Origin of the sequence: Candidatus Planktophila versatilis, from assembly GCF_002288345.1 — a bacterium.
Classification (GTDB): Bacteria; Actinomycetota; Actinomycetes; order Nanopelagicales; family Nanopelagicaceae; genus Planktophila; species Planktophila versatilis_A.
Window position 1 is genome coordinate 565,457 of the sequence record NZ_CP016781.1, and the last position, 20,911, is coordinate 586,367.

18 protein-coding genes and 3 rRNA genes are annotated in these 20,911 nt (G+C 50.1%); all 21 read left to right on the forward strand.

Going from position 1 to position 20,911, the window contains the following annotated elements:
• Positions 1–3 precede the first annotated feature (3 nt).
• The 21 genes from fabG to A1sIIB142_RS06580 all read left to right on the forward strand — a co-directional run bounded on the left by fabG (position 4) and on the right by A1sIIB142_RS06580 (position 20,905).
• Positions 4–717, forward strand: coding sequence for a 3-oxoacyl-ACP reductase FabG (fabG, locus tag A1sIIB142_RS02855; RefSeq protein ID WP_095693594.1), 714 nt, complete (start codon positions 4–6; stop codon positions 715–717).
• A 1-nt stretch (position 718) separates the two neighbouring features.
• A complete protein-coding gene (gene fabI, locus A1sIIB142_RS02860) occupies positions 719–1,483 on the forward strand; it encodes an enoyl-ACP reductase FabI (protein ID WP_095693595.1) in 765 nt (254 codons plus the stop codon).
• A 180-nt stretch (positions 1,484–1,663) separates the two neighbouring features.
• Positions 1,664–2,293 (forward strand): translation initiation factor IF-3, encoded by a 630-nt coding sequence (infC, locus tag A1sIIB142_RS02865; protein ID WP_223298193.1) that lies wholly within the window; start codon positions 1,664–1,666, stop codon positions 2,291–2,293.
• Positions 2,294–2,326: 33 nt separating this feature from the next.
• The gene (gene rpmI, locus A1sIIB142_RS02870) at positions 2,327–2,524 is read left to right on the forward strand and encodes a 50S ribosomal protein L35 (protein WP_095674758.1); all 198 of its coding nucleotides are present in this window, start codon (positions 2,327–2,329) and stop codon (positions 2,522–2,524) included.
• 14 nt (positions 2,525–2,538) lie between these two features.
• A complete protein-coding gene (gene rplT, locus A1sIIB142_RS02875) occupies positions 2,539–2,898 on the forward strand; it encodes a 50S ribosomal protein L20 (protein WP_095674759.1) in 360 nt (119 codons plus the stop codon).
• Between the two features lie 28 nt (positions 2,899–2,926).
• Entirely contained in the window at positions 2,927–3,712 is a 786-nt protein-coding gene (locus A1sIIB142_RS02880; RefSeq protein WP_095693596.1) for a TrmH family RNA methyltransferase, read from the forward strand.
• A 10-nt stretch (positions 3,713–3,722) separates the two neighbouring features.
• Positions 3,723–4,730, forward strand: coding sequence for a phenylalanine--tRNA ligase subunit alpha (gene pheS / locus A1sIIB142_RS02885; RefSeq protein ID WP_095693597.1), 1,008 nt, complete (start codon positions 3,723–3,725; stop codon positions 4,728–4,730).
• The gene (pheT, locus tag A1sIIB142_RS02890) at positions 4,731–7,187 is read left to right on the forward strand and encodes a phenylalanine--tRNA ligase subunit beta (protein ID WP_095693598.1); all 2,457 of its coding nucleotides are present in this window, start codon (positions 4,731–4,733) and stop codon (positions 7,185–7,187) included.
• A gap of 38 nt (positions 7,188–7,225) precedes the next feature.
• On the forward strand, positions 7,226–8,245 hold the full coding sequence (gene argC, locus A1sIIB142_RS02895) for an N-acetyl-gamma-glutamyl-phosphate reductase (RefSeq protein ID WP_095693599.1): 1,020 nt from the start codon (positions 7,226–7,228) through the stop codon (positions 8,243–8,245).
• Positions 8,242–9,027: an acetylglutamate kinase gene (argB, locus tag A1sIIB142_RS02900; protein ID WP_095693600.1), complete on the forward strand. Its 786-nt coding sequence runs from the start codon at positions 8,242–8,244 to the stop codon at positions 9,025–9,027. The genes argC and argB overlap by 4 nt, the downstream gene beginning before the upstream one ends.
• Positions 9,024–10,181 carry an acetylornithine transaminase gene (locus A1sIIB142_RS02905; protein WP_095693601.1) on the forward strand — a complete coding sequence of 386 codons (1,158 nt, stop codon included), beginning with the start codon at positions 9,024–9,026 and terminating at the stop codon, positions 10,179–10,181. The genes argB and A1sIIB142_RS02905 overlap by 4 nt, the downstream gene beginning before the upstream one ends.
• Positions 10,174–10,650, forward strand: a complete 477-nt coding sequence (gene argR, locus A1sIIB142_RS02910) for an arginine repressor (protein ID WP_095684670.1) — start codon at positions 10,174–10,176, stop codon at positions 10,648–10,650. The genes A1sIIB142_RS02905 and argR overlap by 8 nt, the downstream gene beginning before the upstream one ends.
• Positions 10,650–12,077, forward strand: a complete 1,428-nt coding sequence (argH, locus tag A1sIIB142_RS02915; protein ID WP_095693602.1) for an argininosuccinate lyase — start codon at positions 10,650–10,652, stop codon at positions 12,075–12,077. Before argR ends, argH begins: the two co-directional genes overlap by 1 nt.
• 5 nt (positions 12,078–12,082) lie before the next feature.
• Positions 12,083–13,354, forward strand: a complete 1,272-nt coding sequence (tyrS, locus tag A1sIIB142_RS02920; RefSeq protein WP_095693603.1) for a tyrosine--tRNA ligase — start codon at positions 12,083–12,085, stop codon at positions 13,352–13,354.
• Positions 13,355–13,852: 498 nt separating this feature from the next.
• Positions 13,853–15,365 (forward strand): 16S ribosomal RNA (locus A1sIIB142_RS02925).
• Between the two features lie 328 nt (positions 15,366–15,693).
• Positions 15,694–18,785: ribosomal RNA gene (locus A1sIIB142_RS02930) — 23S ribosomal RNA — on the forward strand.
• A 122-nt stretch (positions 18,786–18,907) separates the two neighbouring features.
• A 5S ribosomal RNA gene (gene rrf, locus A1sIIB142_RS02935) occupies positions 18,908–19,024 on the forward strand.
• The 16S, 23S and 5S rRNA genes sit together here, the layout of an rRNA operon.
• Before the next feature lie 91 nt (positions 19,025–19,115).
• Positions 19,116–19,961, forward strand: a complete 846-nt coding sequence (locus A1sIIB142_RS02940) for a hypothetical protein (RefSeq protein WP_095693604.1) — start codon at positions 19,116–19,118, stop codon at positions 19,959–19,961.
• A gap of 86 nt (positions 19,962–20,047) precedes the next feature.
• A complete protein-coding gene (locus A1sIIB142_RS02945; protein WP_095693605.1) occupies positions 20,048–20,419 on the forward strand; it encodes a single-stranded DNA-binding protein in 372 nt (123 codons plus the stop codon).
• Positions 20,420–20,459: 40 nt separating this feature from the next.
• Positions 20,460–20,762: a hypothetical protein gene (locus A1sIIB142_RS02950; protein WP_095693606.1), complete on the forward strand. Its 303-nt coding sequence runs from the start codon at positions 20,460–20,462 to the stop codon at positions 20,760–20,762.
• The gene (locus A1sIIB142_RS06580; protein WP_190277083.1) at positions 20,759–20,905 is read left to right on the forward strand and encodes a hypothetical protein; all 147 of its coding nucleotides are present in this window, start codon (positions 20,759–20,761) and stop codon (positions 20,903–20,905) included. The genes A1sIIB142_RS02950 and A1sIIB142_RS06580 overlap by 4 nt, the downstream gene beginning before the upstream one ends.
• Positions 20,906–20,911 lie beyond the last annotated feature (6 nt).

Consider the following 20,911-nt stretch of genomic DNA (forward strand, 5'->3'; position numbering starts at 1 on the left):
CTCATGAGCGAGCCGACTTCCATCGCATTAGTTACCGGCGGCAATCGCGGAATTGGCTTAGCTATTGCGACCGCTCTCAAAGAAGCGGGTCATCGCGTTGTCATCACTTATCGCAGCGGCACCCCACCCACTGGTTTTGATGCAGTCCAGATGGATGTCACCGACTCGGCGAGTGTTGAATCAGCTTTCACAAAGATTGAGAGTGAGATCGGTCAACCAGAAATTATTGTGGCAAATGCTGGAATTACCAAAGACACTCTGGTCTTGCGTATGACTGATGAAGATTTCGAAAGTGTGATTGATGCTAACCTCACTGGCGCTTTTCGCGTTGCTAAGCGCGCCACCAAAGGTCTCCTGAAATTGAAGCGTGGTCGCCTGATTTTTATCGGTTCAGTTGTGGGTGGGGTAGGAGCTGCCGGGCAAGTGAACTATTCAGCTTCTAAGTCTGGGCTAGTTGGAATGGCTAGATCTTTTTCAAGAGAACTCGGATCACGTGGCATCACTGCCAACGTTGTTGCCCCGGGATTTGTAGAGACAGATATGACGGCAGAACTCGATGAGAAGCGCCGGAGTGAAATTGCGGCACAGGTTCCGCTCGGTCGATTCTGTTCAGCACAAGAGATTGCAGATGTGGTCACATTTATTGCATCTGCCAAAGCTAGCTATATCACTGGCGCCATCATTCCTGTTGATGGCGGACTTGGAATGGGGCACTGATATGGGAATTTTAGAGGGCAAGAATATTTTGGTAACTGGTGTTCTCACCGATGGCTCTATCGCTTTTCATATTGCTCGCTTGGCACAAGAAGAAGGTGCGCAAGTTGTTCTTACAGGTTTCGGTCGCGGCCTTAGTCTGACAACTCGTATCGCAGGACGCCTGCCAAAGCCCGCTCCAATTCTTGAACTCGATGTAACAAATCAGGAGCATCTTGATGGGTTAGCAAAAGAGGTAAAGAAGCACCTTCCACACCTTGATGGAGTTGTGCATTCGATTGGTTTCGCACCTGAAGCAGCACTGGGTGGCAACTTTCTCAATACTGCTTGGGAAGATGTGGCAACGGCGGTGCAGGTCTCTGCCTACTCTTTGAAATCACTGACAATGGCATGCCATCCGCTATTTAAGGATGGGGCATCTGTTGTCGGACTCGATTTTGATGCCCAAGTTGCCTGGCCAAAGTATGACTGGATGGGAGTTGCCAAAGCAGCCCTTGAATCCACATCGCGCTATCTCGCTCGCGATCTTGGAAAAGATAATGTTCGCATCAACCTCATTGCAGCAGGTCCGATTAGAACCATCGCTGCTAAATCGATTCCTGGATTTAGTGAATTTGAAAACGTCTGGAATGAGCGCAGTCCATTGAAGTGGGATGTTGCAGATCCAGTGCCGGCAGCGCAAGGCGCAGTTGCGCTACTCAGTGATTGGTTTCCAAAAACGACGGGCGAGATTATTCACGTCGATGGTGGCCTGCACGCGATGGGCTAAAGCCCTTTTCAAGCGAGGATTTTTCTATTTGCCCGCACTCGGGTAGCCTTTGCCTCAGACCAGTAGCCCACAGCTGCTGCAAGAGGAGCTCACCGCTCCCACCTCTACTGCTTCGGCGGATTGGTTTGTCGGATTTAAATCTAGGATTCTAGATTTATCTGCCTATGCGGTGCGCGAATTTTGCGGCAACTTGGATACACAAGTGAACCGAACATAGGAGCAGAAATCACAACAGAGCCCCGCATTAATGACCGTATCCGCACACCCCAAATTCGTCTCATCAATTACACAGGTGAACAAGTTGGAGTTGTAGATATCGAAGCAGCGCTAGCTATGGCAGATGAAATCGGACTCGATCTCGTAGAGATTGCACCCGAAGCTAATCCGCCAGTTTGTAAGATCATGGACTTTGGAAAGTACAAGTACGAGATTGCACAAAAAGCTCGCGAAGCACGTCAGAACCAGACCCACATTGTGGTGAAGGAAGTGCGATTGACGCCAAAGATTGAGAATCACGACTACGAGACTAAACGCTCGTCAGTTGAGAAGTTTCTCAAAGGTGGCGACAAGGTGAAGATAACGATGAAGTTTCGTGGCCGTGAGCAAACACGTCCAGAGCTCGGATTCAAACTCTTGCAACGTCTTGCAGAAGATGTGAAAGATATTGCTTTCGTTGAATTCGCCCCTAAACAAGAGGGTCGACAGATGACGATGGTGTTAGGTCCGACGAAGAAGAAGACCGAAGTAGTAGCAGAGCAGAAGGCAGCGAAAGCTGCGAAGGAAAAAGCAGCCGAAGAAGCTGCTAAATAGTTTTACTCACGACGACGTAACAGGAGATAAGAAATGCCAAAGATGAAAACCCACAGTGGTGCGAAGAAGACCTTCCGCGTCACAGGTACCGGAAAGATCATGCACGAGCGTGCAGGCAAGCGCCACCTTTTGGAGCACAAGTCATCACGCGTTACTCGTCGTTTGAGCCAAGAGTCATCAGCTAAGTCAACCGTCACAATGACAGCCAAGCGCATGCTTGGTTTGAAGTAAGGGAGCGCCACTAAATGAGAGTCAAGCGCGGAGTACACGCAGCAAAAAAGCGTCGCACAACCCTTGAACGTGCCAGCGGATATCGCGGACAACGTTCACGTCTTTTCACAAAGGCGAAGGAGCAAGTTACGCACTCAATGGTTTATGCCTTCAACGATCGTAAAGATAAGAAGGGTGATTTCCGTCAGCTCTGGATTCAGCGCATCAATGCTGCATCTCGCGAAAATGGAATGACATACAACCGCTTTATCCAGGGTCTTAAGGCTTCCGGACTTGAAGTAGATCGTCGCGTTCTCTCAGATATCGCAACGAATGACCCAGCAGCATTTAAAGTTCTTGTCGACGTTGCTCGCAAGAACCTTCCAGCTGCCTAAGTCCATCTAGAAACAGAAGTTAGAACCAATGATTGAGAGCCTTCACTCGCCGCATATCGCGCGAGTGAAGGCTCTTATTGGTTCCAAAGGGGCGAAAGAACGCCGCGAACAAGGACTCTTTGTGGCAGAGGGCGTGCAATGCACACGCGAGGCACTCACTTCTGCTGGCGGTCCAGAGATAAAAATTCTTTATGCAACAGAGCAAGGACTCTCAAAGATTGCAGAACTTGACCTAGGTGCTGTTGAAATTGTTGAGGTCTCCGAGCCTGTTCTTAAGGCGATGTCAGATACCGTCTCACCGCAAGGTCTCATCTCACTTTGTTACACCCCTGAGAACAGTATTTCCGAACTCGCACTTACAGGTAGCTCTACTGTTATCTACCTCCATGAGATCCAAGATCCTGGAAATGCGGGAACGATTCTTCGCACCGCAGATGCAATGGGAATCACTGCTGTAGTTACCTCTCCTGATTCTGTCGATATGTATTCGCCAAAGGTGGTTCGTTCAACCGCGGGTTCACTGTGGAATATCCCGGTCTATGAGGGCGTGAATTTTCAAGCGCTAGCTTCCATCTTCCCTGACACCCAGAAGATTCTCCTTTCATCTCATGCATCGACATCGATTCTCGATCTGAAGATTGCGGGGGATTGCATTGCAGTCTTCGGCAATGAAGCCAGGGGAGTAGATGCAGCAGCCCTTGGCGCGGCTGTGACGGAAGTGACTATTCCAATGGCTGGCAATGCCGAAAGCCTTAATTTATCTGCAGCGGCATCAATCGTTATGTTCACCCTTTCGGCAAAGGTCGCAGGATAGAATCACGCCCATGAATCCGGCAGATGTAGCATCGTGGATAAGCGATGCGCAGAGCGCCTTTACCGCCGCCACGGATTTAGAACAACTTAAATCAGCTCGCCTGGCACACGCTGGTGATAAATCTCCGATAGCACTTGCCAGCAGAGCACTCGGCACGCTCTCAGCCGATCAGAAAGCCTCCGTTGGAAAGCTTATTGGCGAAGCTAAGGCAGAAATTGCAAAAGCGTTAGCGCAGCAGACCGCAAAGCTTGAGCAAGAGCGTGACTCCAAAGTATTACTCGAAGAGATTGTCGATATCACCTTGCCGGTCCGTCGTGCGCACCGCGGGGGGCTACATCCCATCTCAATCATTAAGAATGAGATTTCAGATTTCTTCATTGAGCAAGGTTTCTCAGTTGAAGAAGGACCAGAACTTGAATCGGGTTGGCTTAACTTTGATGCACTTAATATTCCGGCCGATCATCCTGCGCGCACAATGCAAGACACTTTCTTTATCGAACCAATCGAGTCAGGGTTGGTTCTTCGCACCCACACTTCACCAGTACAGATTCGTACGATGTTGGCTCAAGAACCGCCTATCTATGTGATCTGCCCAGGCCGCACATTTCGTGCTGATGAACTCGATGCTACTCACAGCCCAGTTTTCCACCAGGTTGAAGGCCTCGTAGTTGATAAGGGAATCACGATGGCCCACCTGAAGGGAACCCTTGATAACTTCGCCCGACACATGTTTGGTCCCGATGTCACGACACGTTTGCGTCCGTCATTCTTCCCATTTACTGAGCCAAGTGCGGAAGTCGACATCTTCTTTAACAATCGATGGATCGAATGGGGCGGATGCGGAATGGTCAACCCTAAAGTTCTGGCAACGTGCGGCATCGATACAGATGTCTACACTGGATTCGCATTTGGAATGGGCCTCGAGCGCACGCTGATGGTTCGCCATGGAATTACTGACATGCACGACATTGTGGAAGGCGACTTGAGATTCACCCGCCAGTTTGGAGTCGGACTCTAAATGCGCGCACCACTATCTTGGATCAAGGAATTTGTTGAGATCCCTGCCTCCATTACCGCAGAACAAATCTCTGATGCCCTGATCCGCGTTGGTTTTGAAGTAGAAGAGATTATTCATCAGGGCGCAGACCTGACAGGCCCCTTGGTATTTGCCAAGGTATTAAGCATTGAAGAGATTACCGAGTTTAAGAAAGCCATTCGATATGTGGGTCTTGATTGTGGTGAGAAAGTAACCCGTTATGTCATTTGTGGGGCAACAAATTTTGCGGTTGGAGATTTGGTAGTCGCAGCTCTGCCCGGGGCGGTACTGCCGGGCGACTTCAAAATCGGTGCTCGTGAAACATACGGCAAGGTCTCAAACGGAATGATCTGTTCTGCTCGCGAGTTAGGTATAGGAGATGATCACGCCGGAATCATGACATTTACAGAGGGATCAGTTGCAATCGGAGCCGATGCAATTGAAGCACTCTTAATCAATGATGTCATCTTCGATGTTGCAGTCAATCCGGATCGTGGCTATGCCTTGAGTATTCGCGGTATTGCACGTGAGGTTGCGGGCGCGCTAGGTCTTTCATATACCGACCCAGTTGATGCACTTCGCACACTGAAATTTACTGACACAGGCAAAGGTGTGAGTGCAAAGATTGCCGACCCAGCAACTGCTTCCGTGTTTTACTTACGAACCCTTTCACACTTTGATCCCAAAGCCACAACACCAATCTGGATGCGCAGAAGGATTGAAAAGATGGGGATGCGCTCTATCTCATTGGTTGTAGATGTCACTAACTATGTGATGCTGGAATTGGGTCAGCCACTTCACGCCTTCGATAAATCAAAGATAAAGGGTGGCCTCACTATTAAACGTGCTGGTAAGGCGCAACCATTTACCACTCTCGATGGTCAGGTGCGCCAATTAGATCCTGATGACCTGATGGTCTGCGATGACGAGCAACCACTTGCACTAGCCGGAACAATGGGTGGAGCGTTCTCAGAAATTTCAGAGACAACGACCGAGATAGCACTGGAAGCTGTTCGATTTGATCCAACCTGCGTTGCTAAGAATTCACGGCGCCACAAGCTTTCTTCGGAGGCCTCCCGTCGTTTGGAACGAAGTGTGGATCCCTGCCTTGCTCAATATGCATCGGCTCGATTTGTTCAGTTATTGACTGAAAATAGTCCAGCTCAACATGTAGCAACTGTGATTGCTGGCGAACCTCAATTTAGCCCCATGGTCAAGGTGGATCCGGCATATATCTCACGCATTATGGGCGTTGATGTGGCCCCGACTGAGATTGTAAAGATTTTGCGCACCATTGGATGTGAAGTCAACGAGAAGACTTTCGAAGTGATTCCACCATCGTGGCGCGCTGATTTACTCGGCCAAGCAGATTTCACGGAAGAAGTTGCTCGCATGGTTGGCTTTGACAAGATTCCGTCGATTCTTCCGCCACGACCAAAGCATGCATCGCTCACTCATTCCCAGAAGCGTCGTCGCGCAGTTTCGATGATGCTAGCTAGTCGGGGCTTGGCTGAAGTTCAAACTTTTCCCTTCACCAACCAAGAAACAATTGAGGCGTTGGGCTTTCTGGGTGAGCGCGCATCCACATATCGCATTGCAAATCCGATGTCGGAAGAGTTTCCGTTGCTGCGAGTACACATGGTCCCAGGATTGTTAGAAGTCGCGCAGCGTAATATCAGCAGAGGTGCAAAGGACTTTGCAATCTTTGAGATGGGATCTATTTTCCGAGGGGTCCAAAAACTGGTGCCGATGATTTCACCAGTGCTAGGTCAAAAACCGAGTTCTGAAGAGATTGCATCTATTTACGCCAGTTTGCCACCACAGGCTTTCCACGTTGCGGGGCTACTGGTTGGAAAAGTGGAGAACGAGGACTGGCAAGGTAAGCCGCGTTCTTACACCTGGCAGGATGCAATCGCATTTGCGCAAGAAGTCCTGCAGCTGTGCAATCATTCTTGGACAATAAAGCGTTCGGATATCGCGCCATGGCATCCTGGCCGTTGCGCTGAATTACTCATTGACGGCAAACCTGTTGCCCATGCGGGCGAACTTCATCCAAGGATCGTAGAGATGTATGGTCTTCCAGAACGCTCCTCAGCTTTTGCAGTTGCACTCAATGCGTTGCCAGATTCACCTTTGGTCCGTCCCTCTACTGTTGGAACTATGCCGGCGGCGCTCCAAGATGTGGCGCTCATTATCGATGCATCGGTCTCAGCGCTAGAGGTCGAGCAGGCGCTGCGGGCAGGTGCGGGCGAGCTCCTAGAATCAATCTCGCTCTTTGACCGCTACGACAAAATAGGTGACGGCAAAATTTCTTTGGCCTTCTCCTTAGTTTTCCGAGCCGCAGACCGCACCCTCACGGGGGCCGAAGTCAGCGCGCTGCGTGATTCAGCGGTGAAATCAGCGGAGAAAGCAACTGGCGCAGTTCTGCGCACTGCATAAATATGCATATCAATGCATAAATATGCTATAGTGAGATTATGAAAACCGGGATTATCGGCGGCAGTGGATATGCAGGAGGAGAACTTCTGCGGCTGCTTGCTGGGCATCCACATTTTCAGGTAGCCGCTGTTGCGGCTCATTCCAATGCGGGGGAGTCGATCACTTCGATTCATCCACAACTTAGAAGTTATGAAAATCAGAAGTTCATCGCCTTCTCAGCCGAAGCATTTACCGATTGCCAGCTGATCTTTCTTGCACTGCCACATGGAGAATCTGCCAAGATAATTTCGCAACTTCCTAAGGGAGCAAAGATTGTTGATTTAGGTGCGGATTACAGATTGAGCGATGCCCAGCAGTGGGAGAAGTATTACGGTGGCACACACGCCGGGACCTGGAGTTATGGGCTAGCAGACATCGCGCAGTACAAGAGCGAAATTGCACAGGCGCAATATGTTGCAAACCCGGGATGTTATGCCACAGCAATCGCACTGGGAGCCGCGCCGGCTTCTAGTATCGCTGACCTCTCGGATTGTGTGATCATGGCTGCATCAGGAACAACCGGTGCAGGCAGAAATGCAAAAGTAAATCTACTTGCCAGCGAAGTTTCAGGATCTCTGAGTTCCTATAAATTCGGAGGAACACATCAACACACCCCTGAAATCGAAGAGACGTTGAGCAAGATTAGTGGGCAAGATGTGAAGATATCTTTTACTCCAGTCTTGGCTCCGATGCCGAGAGGAATCCTGGCAACAGTTACCGCCAAGCTGACCAAGAAGATTACTTCTGAAGAGGCACATCAGCTTTATAGTGACTATTTTGCAGATTCAGCATTTGTTTCAGTGCTTGAATTTGGAGTCATGCCAAAGACATCAGCTGTTTTGGGATCTAACAATGTGCAGATGCAGGTTGCAGTTGATGCTCACACCTCAAGACTTGTTGTTTCAGTAGCGATAGATAATTTGGGCAAGGGCGCCGCGGGGCAAGCTATTCAAAACGCCAACATCATGTGTGGTTTTGCTGAAACTGCCGGACTCGATTTTGATGGGATTGGCGCGTGATTGTCGTGAAGTTCGGTGGCCATGCGATGTCTGACTCGCATGGTGAATTTGCGCAAGCTATTGCAGATGCCATCTCTCAGGGGGTCGAGATCGTGATTGTTCATGGTGGTGGGCCACAAATTGGGTCGGCACTTGAATCAGCTGGGATTACAACAGAATTTATCGGCGGATTTCGCGTCACCACCCCTGAGGTTTTTGAGATCGTTGAGAGAGTGTTAGCAAAAGAGATTGGTCCTGCCGTTGCACAATCCCTATGCAGCCACGGAGTCAAAGCGGTTGCTATCTCTGGTCGAGATTCTAAAACGCTGGTTGCAGAGAAGTTGACCACCTTAGTAGACGGATCAAGAGCTGATTTAGGTCTAGTCGGAACTGTTATTGAAGTGAACCCCGAAAAGATTCAAACACTAGTGGCACAAGGAAGCGTGCCAGTAGTTTCACCGGTAGCAAAGGATGCACTTGGCACACATGGATTTAACGTCAATGCTGATATCGCAGCGGCGGCAATCGCAGGTGCGTTAGAAGCCCAATGGCTGATCATCATGACTGATGTCGAGGGAATCTATCGGAATTGGCCGGAAAAGGATTCATTAATCTCAGAGATTTCTGTGGAAGAGTTGCAAGGGATTAAATCTACATTTGCAGATGGGATGGCTCCCAAGGTGCAATCTTGCTTAGATGCCATTGGCGCAGGTGCTCATGCGGTGAGAATAATTGACGGCAGAAACCCCCAGGCCCTGAAGAGCGCCCTCCTTGGCGTTGGTGGAACTTTGGTCTTCGCATGAAACGTTGGATTAATTCACTTCAAGATAATTACGGAACTCCGTCCATCGAGTTGGTCTCTGGAAAAGATTCATATGTTAAAGATGCCCAAGGCAAGCTCTACCTAGATTTCTTGGCCGGTATCGCCACTAACGTATTGGGCCATGGCCATCCTGCAATTGTTAAAGCAGTAACAAAACAGGTATCTACATTGGGTCATGTGAGTAACTTCTATGCCCACCCTAATGTGTTGCAATTGGCAGAGAAACTACAGAAGCTCAGCGGTGATAAGTCAGCACGTGTCTTCTTCTGCAATTCTGGCGCGGAAGCAAATGAGGCGGCCCTGAAGTTAAGTCGTCGCACGGGTAGAACTGGCGTTGTTGCAACGAAGGAATCTTTCCACGGTAGAACCATGGGCGCGCTATCACTCACCGGTCAGCCATCAAAACGAGATCCCTTTAAGCCGTTACTTCGCGGTATTTCCCACGTCACCTTCGGTGATTCACGCGCGATGAAGCGGAAGATTAATAAGAGAACGGCCATGGTAATTATCGAACCAATCATGGGCGAAGCCGGGGTCATTGTCCCACCTCCCAATTACTTACAAGATGTTCGTAGATATTGCGATGAGAACGGAGCGCTACTTGTCTTTGACTGCGTGCAGACAGGGATGGGTCGCACCGGTGACTGGTTTGGCTATGAGTATTCAGGTGTTAAGCCCGATGTGATTACCTTGGCTAAAGGCTTAGGAGGAGGACTCCCGCTTGGTGCCATGATCGCACTTGGTCCTGCCTCTCATCTTTTTAAAGCCGGCGATCACGGTTCAACTTTTGGTGGAAATCCGATTGCAACGGCGGCAGCCCTTGCCGTAATTGGCGCAATCGAGAAAGAGAAGATTCTCATCCATGTTAATGAAGTGAGTTCCTATCTTTTTGCCGAACTCGCTCTTGTTCCTGGAGTTACTGAAGTCCGAGGAGCAGGGCTACTGATTGGACTTACCCTGGATCAGGGATGTGCGAAGGATCTTGTGAAGAAGTGCCAAGAACTGGGGCTACTGATTAATGCACCGAGTGAATCAATTGTTCGTATTGCACCAGCACTGAATATTTCATTACGTGATGCAAAGAAGTTTGTCACAATGTTTAGCGCAGCCCTAGCGCAGGTGCGTCATGGCTAGTGTGAGCGCACGGAGAGCAAAGGCGATTTCGCTGATTAAGGGCGGGCTCATTCATTCCCAATCTGATCTAGTGAAAGAGCTAAAAAAGGCTGGCTTTGCAGTTACCCAAGCCACCGCTAGCCGTGACCTGGAAGAGATCGGCGCTGTACGGGGCAGATCGGCCACGGGCGATTCGGTCTACACGATCTCGGCTTCAGGTGAGGCATCACTTTCACGTTCTATGCCGCTGCCTTCTGAACTAATTCTCTCTGTCGAATCGAGTGGAAATTTGGCTGTCATTCACACGCCACCCGGGGGCGCGCAGTTGCTTGCAAGTTCACTCGATCACTCTGGCATTTCTTCAATTATCGGAACTATCGCAGGTGACGACACGGTCTTAGTTGTCGCTAGAAAAGCAAGCGGTGGGGCGCAACTAGCGAAAGAATTACTCTCATACGGGCAAGTCAAGAAGGTTAGAGGGAGAAAATAATGGCGCTCTGGGGCGGAAGGTTTTCGCAGTCTCCGGCGGAGGCTGTCTTTGCGCTCTCACAAAGTGTGCAATTTGATTGGCGTTTGGCTCCTTATGATCTTCGTTCATCACTTGCCCATCTTTCGGTACTAGAAAGCAGTGGGCTTCTTGATAAGAAGGTGGTTGCAGCAATTCGAAAGGCTTTAGAAGAGCTCGTTTCGGAAGTGGCTTCCGGACAATTCACCTATCTTGAAACTGATGAAGATGTTCATAGCGCCTTAGAACGCGGTCTTACTGAAAAACTCGGTGAAATCGGTGGGGCGCTGCGCGCCGGTAGATCCCGCAATGATCAGGTAGCTACAGATCTGCGACTTTATGCCATGGATGCGATGATTTCGATTGCTTTATCAATAGTCGAACTGCAAGAAGCGCTGATAGCAAAAGCAACCGAATACTCGGATGCTCCGGCACCTGGATTTACGCACCTACAACATGCGCAACCCGTGCTCTTTGGACACGAGTTGGCAAAGCATGTGCACGCATTTGCGCGAGATCTAGATCGTATTCAAGATTGGCTCACTCGCACATCTGTCAGCCCGCTTGGCTCAGGTGCACTAGCTGGGTCATCTTTGCCGTTAGCACCGGAGGTCACTGCGAAAGCACTTGGTTTTACATCCAGTGCCGCTAATTCAATTGACGCCGTATCTGATCGTGATTTTGTTGCCGAAGCGCTATTCATTCTCTCCATGGTGGGAGTTCATCTCTCACGAATCGGTGAAGAATGGTGTATCTGGTCGACCACTGAATTTGGTTGGGCACGAGTATCAGATGCTTACTCCACTGGCTCTTCCATCATGCCGCAGAAGAAAAACCCGGATATGGCAGAACTTGCCCGAGGTAAGTCTGGTCGACTGATTGGAAATCTCACTGGCGTTCTTGCCATGCTTAAAGGCTTGCCCTTTGCATATAACCGCGATCTGCAAGAAGATAAAGAGCCACTCTTCGACTCCATCGATACCGTCTTGCTCGTTCTTCCAGCAGTGACCGGAATGGTGGCAACTACCGAATTCGATCACGAGAAGATGGCACTTGCCGCACCTCTTGGTTTTTCACTTGCAACTGAAATTGCTGATTACTTGGTCAGGGCACACATTCCATTTGCGCAGGCACATGAAGCTGCTGGCAAATGTGTTGCACTCTGCGAAGCATCTGGTCGCCAACTTCATCAGCTCACCGATGATGAGTTTGCAAAGATTCATCCGGCACTCAAATGCGATGTTCGAGATGTGCTCACTGTGCAGGGCGCACTGGCATCACGCACGACACGTGGTGGCACCGCACCCTCTGCGCTAGCGCAACAATTGAGCGAGGCAAAAAGCTCACTAGAAAAGATTCGCAGTGAATTCACCGCTGCAGCCAAAGACTTTTCGACCATGATGGGTGCGTGAGAGCCGTGACTTACGATTTACTAGATGACCTTAAATGGCGCGGATTGATTGCTCAGACAACAGATGAAGTAGAGCTACGTAAGGCGTTAGCCAAGCCAATCACGCTCTATGTGGGCTTTGATCCAACGGCGCCGAGCATCCATGTGGGAAACCTCGTTGTTCTCTTCGTGCTACGCCGCTTTCAATTAGCTGGCCACAACCCGCTTCCGCTGGTTGGGGGAGCCACTGGTTTAGTGGGCGATCCCAGCGGTAAAAATGAAGAGCGTACGCTGAATACAACTGTAGTTGTTGGGCAGTGGGTCGATCGTATAAAGGGGCAGCTTTCGAAGTTCATGGACTTTGAGTCCAGTAAGAATCCTGCGGTGATGGTCAATAACCTTGATTGGACTGCGCCCATGTCGGCCATTGAGTTCCTGCGCGACATTGGAAAGCACTTTAGCGTTAATCAAATGCTGAATAAGGATGCAGTTTCATCTCGACTTGAAAAAGATGGCATTTCTTACACTGAGTTTTCATATCAAGTTCTCCAGTCGATGGACTACTTAGAACTTTACAAACGCTATAACTGCACACTGCAAATAGGTGGCTCTGATCAATGGGGAAATATCACCGCTGGTCTAGATCTGATTCGTCGTGTTGAAAGTGCAAGTGCCCATGCACTGACCGTGCCACTACTGACAAAAGCTGATGGAACTAAATTTGGCAAGACAGCCGGCGGAAGTGTGTGGCTCGATCCAGAGATGACATCGCCATATGCCTTCTTCCAGTATTGGCTGAACTCTGATGATAAAGATGTCATCAATTTCCTTAAGGTGTTTTCATTTAAATCACGCACCGAGATAGAAGCACTCGAATCAGCACACAGTGCCAACCCTGGTGCACGTGAAGCTCACCGTGAACTAGCGAGAGAACTCACCTCACTTGTGCATAGCCCAGAGATTGCAGAACGTGTTGAAGAAGCTGCCCGCGCACTCTTTGGTCAAGGTGATCTTGAAACACTGGATGAAGCAACGCTTGCATCAGCACTTGCTGAATTGCCACGTACTCGCATTGCAAGTGGGGATGAAATTCCTACATGGGTGGATTTGTTGGTGGCCACCGGCGTGGTTGATTCAAAATCTGCTGCTCGTCGGATCGTTAAAGAAGGTGGCGCATATCTCAATAACGAGAAGGTGGTTGGCGAAGATTTCCGTCTTCAAAAAACTGACTTTTTATGCGGAAAATATGCAGTTTTGCGGAAAGGCAAGCGAGACCTGGCGGCGGTAGAGCTCGGATAGTCATTTGGGCGAATTCTCAAAAACGCCACTTTTTACGCATAAATACTGCAATTATTCACTTTTTTTAACTAAGCGATTATGTGTATTTTCGGCCAATTAGACGGATTTGACCCCTGGGGGAGCGCCCCCTATAGTTACGCTCCTTGCTGTGGAACGGACTCAAACGAGGTCGTACAGCATTTCCCCAAATCTAGGCCATTTTGCCCGTTTTGACGCGTGCGAAGCTATGGACTAGATTTGGCGGTCTGCCCTGAAAAGCCGGAGAAATCCAGCGATGCAGTGCGCATCCGTACCTTGAGAACTCAACAGCGTGCCATAAGTCAATGCCAGAGAATGGTGTATCTAGTCATGCAAATTTCTAGCGCCATTCTCTAAATAAATACTTCAATGAAGTATGTACCAGATGCTATTTATAGCCTCTGGAATACTCGTTGAATTCCTTTGGTAAAGACAAAATAAACGACAGTTTGTTTGTCTCGTAAGCCATGAAAAAAACTTTCTATGGAGAGTTTGATCCTGGCTCAGGACGAACGCTGGCGGCGTGCTTAACACATGCAAGTCGAGCGATGAAACACCTTCGGGTGTGAATTAGCGGCGAACGGGTGAGGAACACGTGAAGAATCTGCCTTCAACTCTGGGATAACTCCGGGAAACCGGGGCTAATACCGGATATGAGCCTTGATCGCATGATCGGGGCTGGAAAGTTTTTCGGTTGAAGATGACTTCGCGGCCTATCAGCTTGTTGGTGAGGTAATGGCTCACCAAGGCGACGACGGGTAGCCGGCCTGAGAGGGCGACCGGCCACACTGGGACTGAGACACGGCCCAGACTCCTACGGGAGGCAGCAGTGGGGAATATTGGGCAATGGAGGAAACTCTGACCCAGCGACGCCGCGTGAGGGATGAAGGCCTTCGGGTTGTAAACCTCTTTCAGTAGGGAAGAAGCGAAAGTGACGGTACCTACAGAAGAAGCACCGGCTAACTATGTGCCAGCAGCCGCGGTAATACATAGGGTGCAAGCGTTGTCCGGAATTATTGGGCGTAAAGAGCTCGTAGGTGGTTCGATACGTCGGATGTGAAAATCAGGGGCTCAACCCCTGACCTGCATCCGATACGGTCGAGCTGGAGTTTGGTAGGGGAGACTGGAATTCCTGGTGTAGCGGTGGAATGCGCAGATATCAGGAGGAACACCGATGGCGAAGGCAGGTCTCTGGGCCAATACTGACACTGAGGAGCGAAAGCGTGGGGAGCGAACAGGATTAGATACCCTGGTAGTCCACGCCGTAAACGGTGGGCGCTAGTTGTGCGAACCTTCCACGGTTTGTGCGACGCAGCTAACGCATTAAGCGCCCCGCCTGGGGAGTACGATCGCAAGATTAAAACTCAAAGGAATTGACGGGGCCCCGCACAAGCAGCGGAGCATGCGGCTTAATTCGACGCAACGCGAAGAACCTTACCAAGGCTTGACATATACAGGAATACGGCAGAGATGTCGTAGCCGCAAGGTCTGTATACAGGTGGTGCATGGTTGTCGTCAGCTCGTGTCGTGAGATGTTGGGTTAAGTCCCGCAACGAGCGCAACCCTCGTTCTGTGTTGCCAGCATTTAGTTGGGGACTCACAGGAGACTGCCGGGGTTAACTCGGAGGAAGGTGGGGATGACGTCAAATCATCATGCCCCTTATGTCTTGGGCTGCACGCATGCTACAATGGCTGGTACAAACGGCTGCGATACCGCAAGGTGGAGCGAATCCGATAAAGCCAGTCTCAGTTCGGATTGGGGTCTGCAACTCGACCCCATGAAGTCGGAGTTGCTAGTAATCGTAGATCAGCAACGCTACGGTGAATACGTTCCCGGGGCTTGTACACACCGCCCGTCACATCACGAAAGTCGGTAACACCCAAAGTCAGTGGCCCAACCGTAAGGAGGGAGCTGCCAAAGGTGGGATCGGTGATTGGGATGAAGTCGTAACAAGGTAGCCGTACCGGAAGGTGCGGCTGGATCACCTCCTTTCTAAGGAGCATCGAGTAGCGAAGTTAATAGTTAACTTCATTCAACTACTCGGCTCATTGTGGAGCATTGACTTAGGTTTATTTAAGATTTCGCAATTAGTACAGCCCCAAGTTTTCGAACTTAGGCGGAGTGGAAAATTAGCGTTAATCAAATTTCAACTAGGCACGTTGTTGGGTCCTGAGGGGACGGCTAGCGCCAAACCTCTGGACTTAATAAGAAGAGATACTGCTTAACACTTCTGTTTAATTACAGATGTTAAGGAAGTCTCAACTCTTATTGAGTACCGCCCGTATTTTGAGAACTACACAGTGGACGCGAGCATCTTTGTGGAAAAATTATTAAGCGCACATGGCGGATGCCTTGGCATCAGAAGCCGATGAAGGACGTAGTAGGCTGCGATAAGCCTCGGGGAGTTGTCAAACGAACTTTGATCCGAGGATTTCCGAATGGGGAAACCCAGCTGGAGTAATGTCCAGTTATTTCTATCTGAATATATAGGGTAGATAAAGGGAACGTGGGGAAGTGAAACATCTCAGTACCCACAGGAAGAGAAAACAACCGTGATTCCGTTAGTAGTGGCGAGCGAAAACGGAAGAGGCCAAACCAATACTGTGCCAAGCCGGCAGGCGTTGCAGTATCGGTGTTGTGGGACCAGTTAGATTGGACTGCCGTTCAATCAAAGAGTCAGAAATTAATTAAGTAGATGAATGGCGTGGGAAAGCCAGTCATAGAGGGTGAGAACCCCGTAGTCGAAACTTAGTTAACTCTTTATTGGTATCCCAAGTAATACCGAACTCGAGGAATTCGGTATGAATCTGGCGGGACCACCCGCTAAGCCTAAATACTCTCTGATGACCGATAGCGGACTAGTACCGTGAGGGAAAGGTGAAAAGAACCCCGTAAGGGGAGTGAAATAGAATCTGAAACCGTGTGCGTACAAGCCGTTGGAGCGACGTAAGTTGTGACAGCGTGCCTTTTGAAGAATGAGTCTACGAGTTAGTGTCGTGTTGCAAGGTTAACCCGTCGAGGGGAAGCCGTAGCGAAAGCGAGTCTGAATAGGGCGTTTGAGTAGCACGATCTAGACCCGAAGCGAGGTGATCTACGCATGGCCAGGTTGAAGCGCGGGTAAGACCGCGTGGAGGACCGAACCCACTAATGTTGAAAAATTAGGGGATGAGCTGTGTGTAGGGGTGAAAGGCCAATCAAACTTCGTGATAGCTGGTTCTCTCCGAAATGCATTTAGGTGCAGCGTTGCGTGTTTCTTACCGGAGGTAGAGCTACTGGATGGTCGAGGGGTCCTACAAGATTACCAACATCAGCCAAACTCCGAATGCCGGTAAGTGAGAGCGCAGCAGTGAGACTGTGGGGGATAAGCTTCATGGTCGAGAGGGAAACAACCCAGAATAGCAACTAAGGTCCCAAAGCCTGTGCTAAGTGGAAAAGGATGTGAAGTCGCATAGACAACCAGGAGGTTGGCTTAGAAGCAGCCACCCTTAAAAGAGTGCGTAATAGCTCACTGGTCAAGTGATTTCGCGCCGACAATGTAACGGGGCTCAAGCACAGCACCGAAGTTCTATCATTCAAGCACTATCCCGGTCGCAAGATCCAGGAGCTTGGATGGGTAGGAGAGCGTTGTGTGACTGGTGAAGCGGCAGAGGAATCTAGCCGTGGAAGTCACACAAGTGAGAATGTAGACATGAGTAGCGAGAGAGGGGTGAGAAACCCCTCCGCCGAAAGACCAAGGGTTCCTGGGCCAGGCTAATCCGCCCAGGGTAAGTCGGGACCTAAGGCGAGGCCGTCAGGCGTAGTCGATGGACAACTGGTTGATATTCCAGTACTCGCTTATTTTCGCCCAGGACGAGCCAACTAATGCTAAGGCCGTGAAGTTGATCTGGCTTTTGTCAGATTGATGGAACCGCTGACCCGGTGTTGTAGTAGTTCAGCAATGGTGTGACACAGGAAGGTAGTCCAGCCCGGGCGATGGTTGTCCCGGGGTAAGGTCGTAGGGCGTTACGTAGGCAAATCCGCGTAACACATGCCTGAGAGCTGATGCCGAGCCGTAAGGTGAAGTGGATGATCCTATGCTGTCAAGAAAAGCATCTAGCGAGAAGATAAGTGACCCGTACCCGAAACCGACACAGGTGGTCAGGTAGAGAATACCAAGGCGATCGAGATAATTATGGATAAGGAACTCGGCAAAATGCCCCCGTAACTTCGGGAGAAGGGGGGCCCTTTGACGTGTAGGAGTTTTCCTCCGAAGCGTTGGAAGGCCGCAGAGACCAGGCTCAAGCGACTGTTTACCAAAAACACAGGTCCGTGCGAAGTAGCAATACGATGTATACGGACTGACGCCTGCCCGGTGCTGGAAGGTTAAGGGGACTGGTTAGCCGCAAGGCGAAGCTGAGAACTTAAGCCCCAGTAAACGGCGGTGGTAACTATAACCATCCTAAGGTAGCGAAATTCCTTGTCGGGTAAGTTCCGACCTGCACGAATGGCGTAACGACTTGAGCGCTGTCTCATCCGTAAACTCGGCGAAATTGCATTACGAGTAAAGATGCTCGTTACGCGCAGAAAGACGGAAAGACCCCGGGACCTTTACTATATCTTGATATTGGTGTTCGGAACGGTTTGTGTAGCATAGGTGGGAGACTTTGAAGCGGGCACGCCAGTGTTTGTGGAGTCATCGTTGAAATACCACTCTGATCGTTTTGAACTTCTAACCTCGGTCCGTAATCCGGATCAGGGACAGTGTCTGGTGGGTAGTTTGACTGGGGCGGTCGCCTCCTAAAAAGTAACGGAGGCGCTCAAAGGTTCCCTCAACCTGGTTGGTAATCAGGTGTCGAGTGTAAGTGCACAAGGGAGCTTAACTGTGAGACAGACATGTCGAGCAGGTGCGAAAGCAGGAACTAGTGATCCGGCGGTGGCTTGTGGAAGCGCCGTCGCTCAACGGATAAAAGGTACCCCGGGGATAACAGGCTGATCTTGCCCAAGAGTCCATATCGACGGCAAGGTTTGGCACCTCGATGTCGGCTCGTCTCATCCTGGGGCTGGAGTAGGTCCCAAGGGTTGGGCTGTTCGCCCATTAAAGAGGCACGCGAGCTGGGTTCAGAACGTCGTGAGACAGTTCGGTCCCTATCTTCTGTGCGCGTAAGAAACTTGAGAAGGGCTGACCCTAGTACGAGAGGACCGGGTCGGACGAACCTCTGGTGTGTCGGTTGTTCCGCCAGGAGCACCGCCGATTAGCTACGTTCGGAAGGGATAACCGCTGAAAGCATCTAAGCGGGAAGCTCGCTTCAAGATTAGGTTTCTCATTGGTTTACCAAGTAAGGCCCCCAGGAGACTACTGGGTTGATAGGGTGGAAGTGGAAGAGTCGTAAGACTTGGAGCTGACCACTACTAATAGGCCGAGGATTTAACTACAAAGTTGCTACGCGTCCACTGTGTGGTTCTCGAGATACGGTCGAGAACCACAAATAAGGAGATCTTCTTCCATGAAGATCAGACTTCTTAGTTGTGAGTTCATGTCCAAAACTCAATAGCGTTTCGGCAACCATAGCGTGAGGGAAACACCCGGTCCCATTCCGAACCCGGAAGTTAAGCCTTACAGCGTCGATGGTACTGCACGGGTGACCTTGTGGGAGAGTAGAACGTTGCCGGACTTCTTTTATAAAAAGGGGCGCTTATTCGTAAGCGCCCCTTTTTTATTTCTCAAGAAGTTAGAATGATTCAGATAATTAAGGAGATATAGCTATGGAAGAGCGTCCACGTAATAACAGCGGTCGTCGGTCTTCCGGTCGTCCATCTTCTGACCGCCCAGCACGTGGTGGTCGCACAGAGCGTCCAGGGGCTCCCCGGAAGGTCTCTGAAGGTCGTGAAGTCAGCGATCCACGCGGGTTTCGGGCCCCTCCCCAAGAACGCGATCAATCGCGTATTCGTCCAAGAATTTTTGAACCAGATATTCCAGAAGATGTCACTGGTGAAGAGTTAGAAAAAAGTGTTCGCGCCGAGTTATTAAGTTTGTCAGCAGAAAATGCCAAGGTTGTTGCGCGCCATATGGTTTGTGTCAATCTTTATATGGATGTTGATCCGGAATTAGCACATAAGCACGCTGTTGCCGCGGCCCATCACGCTGGGCGATTAGCTGTTGTTCGTGAGACCGCTGGTTATGCCGCCTATCGCGCGGGCCATTATGAAATTGCACTCAAAGAATTACGCGCTGCCAACAGAATTTCTGGTGATGTTTCGATGTGGCCGGTGATGGCCGATTGCGAACGAGGCCTTGGTAACCCACTGAAAGCCTTGAGTTTGGCTGGTTCGCCAGAGGTGAAGCGACTTGATAAGGCGGAAGAGATTGAGATGCGCATTGTGGCATCCGGTGCTCGACGTGATTTGGGTGAAGTAGATGCCGCGGTTGTGACTTTGCAATGTAAGGAACTCAAGAATGAAAGTGATGAGTGGGCGGTGCGCTTGCGTTATGCCTATGCCGACGCGCTGGAAGCTGCCGGAAGGTTAGCGGAAGCTTCCGAGTGGTTTAGCAAGTGCGCAGCTATCGATCATGAGGAATCTACTGATGCACAAGAGCGGGAAGCGAAGTAATTATCCACATCAGCAAATAATCGGCAAGAAAGTGACATAGCCATCAATCATCATCGCGTCTAAACAATTCGCATGAAAGGCTCACGATGTCACCAGTTGCTAAAGCTGCCACCAAAAAGAAGTCACCTAAAAAAGTAGTTTCAGATGATGTTGAGATTGATTACTCGCTCAACGATCTCTTGCTTCGAGGTCGCGTATCGGCGCAAGCCACAAGTAAAGAATTGCCCAGTGGCGATAAAGTCGTTGAATTTAGGCTCATTATTACTCGATCTGAACGCGAGGGTGTCGATACTCTCGATATAGCCGCATGGAGTGCCAAGAGTCGCAAGATTGCCCTGACACTGCAAGGCGATGAGTGGATTGAAGTCTCGGGTTCGATTCACAGACGATTTTGGCAGAGTCCTACCGGCGTTGCTAGCCGTTGGCAGATTGAGGCCGATGAAATCCTGCGCCTTTAGCTTGAGCGCGCTGGACAGGTAAAATCGCTACGCTAAGGCTATGGCTAAGACCCAACCGTCGGAATTCTTTTCCACCTTAAAGAGTTACGCCCAGAAGCTTTCCGATGGAGAGCGCACGCCAGCCGAAGTAGCCGCAGCGCTCAATGACTGGGCCAAGGAGAGCGCCGATTCAGTCAAGGGGCGAATCCATGATGAGGTTGAGGCCGCGGTTTTGAAGATGGGCTTTGTTAAGCGCGAAGAGTTCGATGAACTTGCGAAAGAGGTAAAACGTTTGAAGAAGGCGCAATCAATGAAATCTGATGGCAAGAAATCGGCGACAAAGAAGAAGGACAGTAAAAAATGAGCGAAGAAGAGTTAGATTTAGTGCAAAAGGTTCGGGAGGAACTTGAAGAGATTGAAGTAAGTGATATCTCAGAACACTCTGCTCGTTTTGAAGCACTCCATGAAAAATTGCAAGAGTCACTTAAGTCAATCGATAATCTCTAGAGAGCT

Excerpts from the sequence above, each read along its gene's own strand:
- fabG (WP_095693594.1), top strand. The coding sequence starts at position 4 with ATGAGCGAGCCGACTTCCATCGCATTAGTTACCGGCGGCAATCGCGGA.
- fabI (WP_095693595.1), top strand. The coding sequence starts at position 719 with ATGGGAATTTTAGAGGGCAAGAATATTTTGGTAACTGGTGTTCTCACC.
- rpmI (WP_095674758.1), top strand. The coding sequence starts at position 2,327 with ATGCCAAAGATGAAAACCCACAGTGGTGCGAAGAAGACCTTCCGCGTC.
- rplT (WP_095674759.1), top strand. The coding sequence starts at position 2,539 with ATGAGAGTCAAGCGCGGAGTACACGCAGCAAAAAAGCGTCGCACAACC.
- A1sIIB142_RS02880 (WP_095693596.1), top strand. The coding sequence starts at position 2,927 with ATGATTGAGAGCCTTCACTCGCCGCATATCGCGCGAGTGAAGGCTCTT.
- pheS (WP_095693597.1), top strand. The coding sequence starts at position 3,723 with ATGAATCCGGCAGATGTAGCATCGTGGATAAGCGATGCGCAGAGCGCC.
- pheT (WP_095693598.1), top strand. The coding sequence starts at position 4,731 with ATGCGCGCACCACTATCTTGGATCAAGGAATTTGTTGAGATCCCTGCC.
- argC (WP_095693599.1), top strand. The coding sequence starts at position 7,226 with ATGAAAACCGGGATTATCGGCGGCAGTGGATATGCAGGAGGAGAACTT.
- A1sIIB142_RS02905 (WP_095693601.1), top strand. The coding sequence starts at position 9,024 with ATGAAACGTTGGATTAATTCACTTCAAGATAATTACGGAACTCCGTCC.
- argR (WP_095684670.1), top strand. The coding sequence starts at position 10,174 with ATGGCTAGTGTGAGCGCACGGAGAGCAAAGGCGATTTCGCTGATTAAG.
- argH (WP_095693602.1), top strand. The coding sequence starts at position 10,650 with ATGGCGCTCTGGGGCGGAAGGTTTTCGCAGTCTCCGGCGGAGGCTGTC.
- A1sIIB142_RS02940 (WP_095693604.1), top strand. The coding sequence starts at position 19,116 with ATGGAAGAGCGTCCACGTAATAACAGCGGTCGTCGGTCTTCCGGTCGT.
- A1sIIB142_RS02945 (WP_095693605.1), top strand. The coding sequence starts at position 20,048 with ATGTCACCAGTTGCTAAAGCTGCCACCAAAAAGAAGTCACCTAAAAAA.
- A1sIIB142_RS02950 (WP_095693606.1), top strand. The coding sequence starts at position 20,460 with ATGGCTAAGACCCAACCGTCGGAATTCTTTTCCACCTTAAAGAGTTAC.
- A1sIIB142_RS06580 (WP_190277083.1), top strand. The coding sequence starts at position 20,759 with ATGAGCGAAGAAGAGTTAGATTTAGTGCAAAAGGTTCGGGAGGAACTT.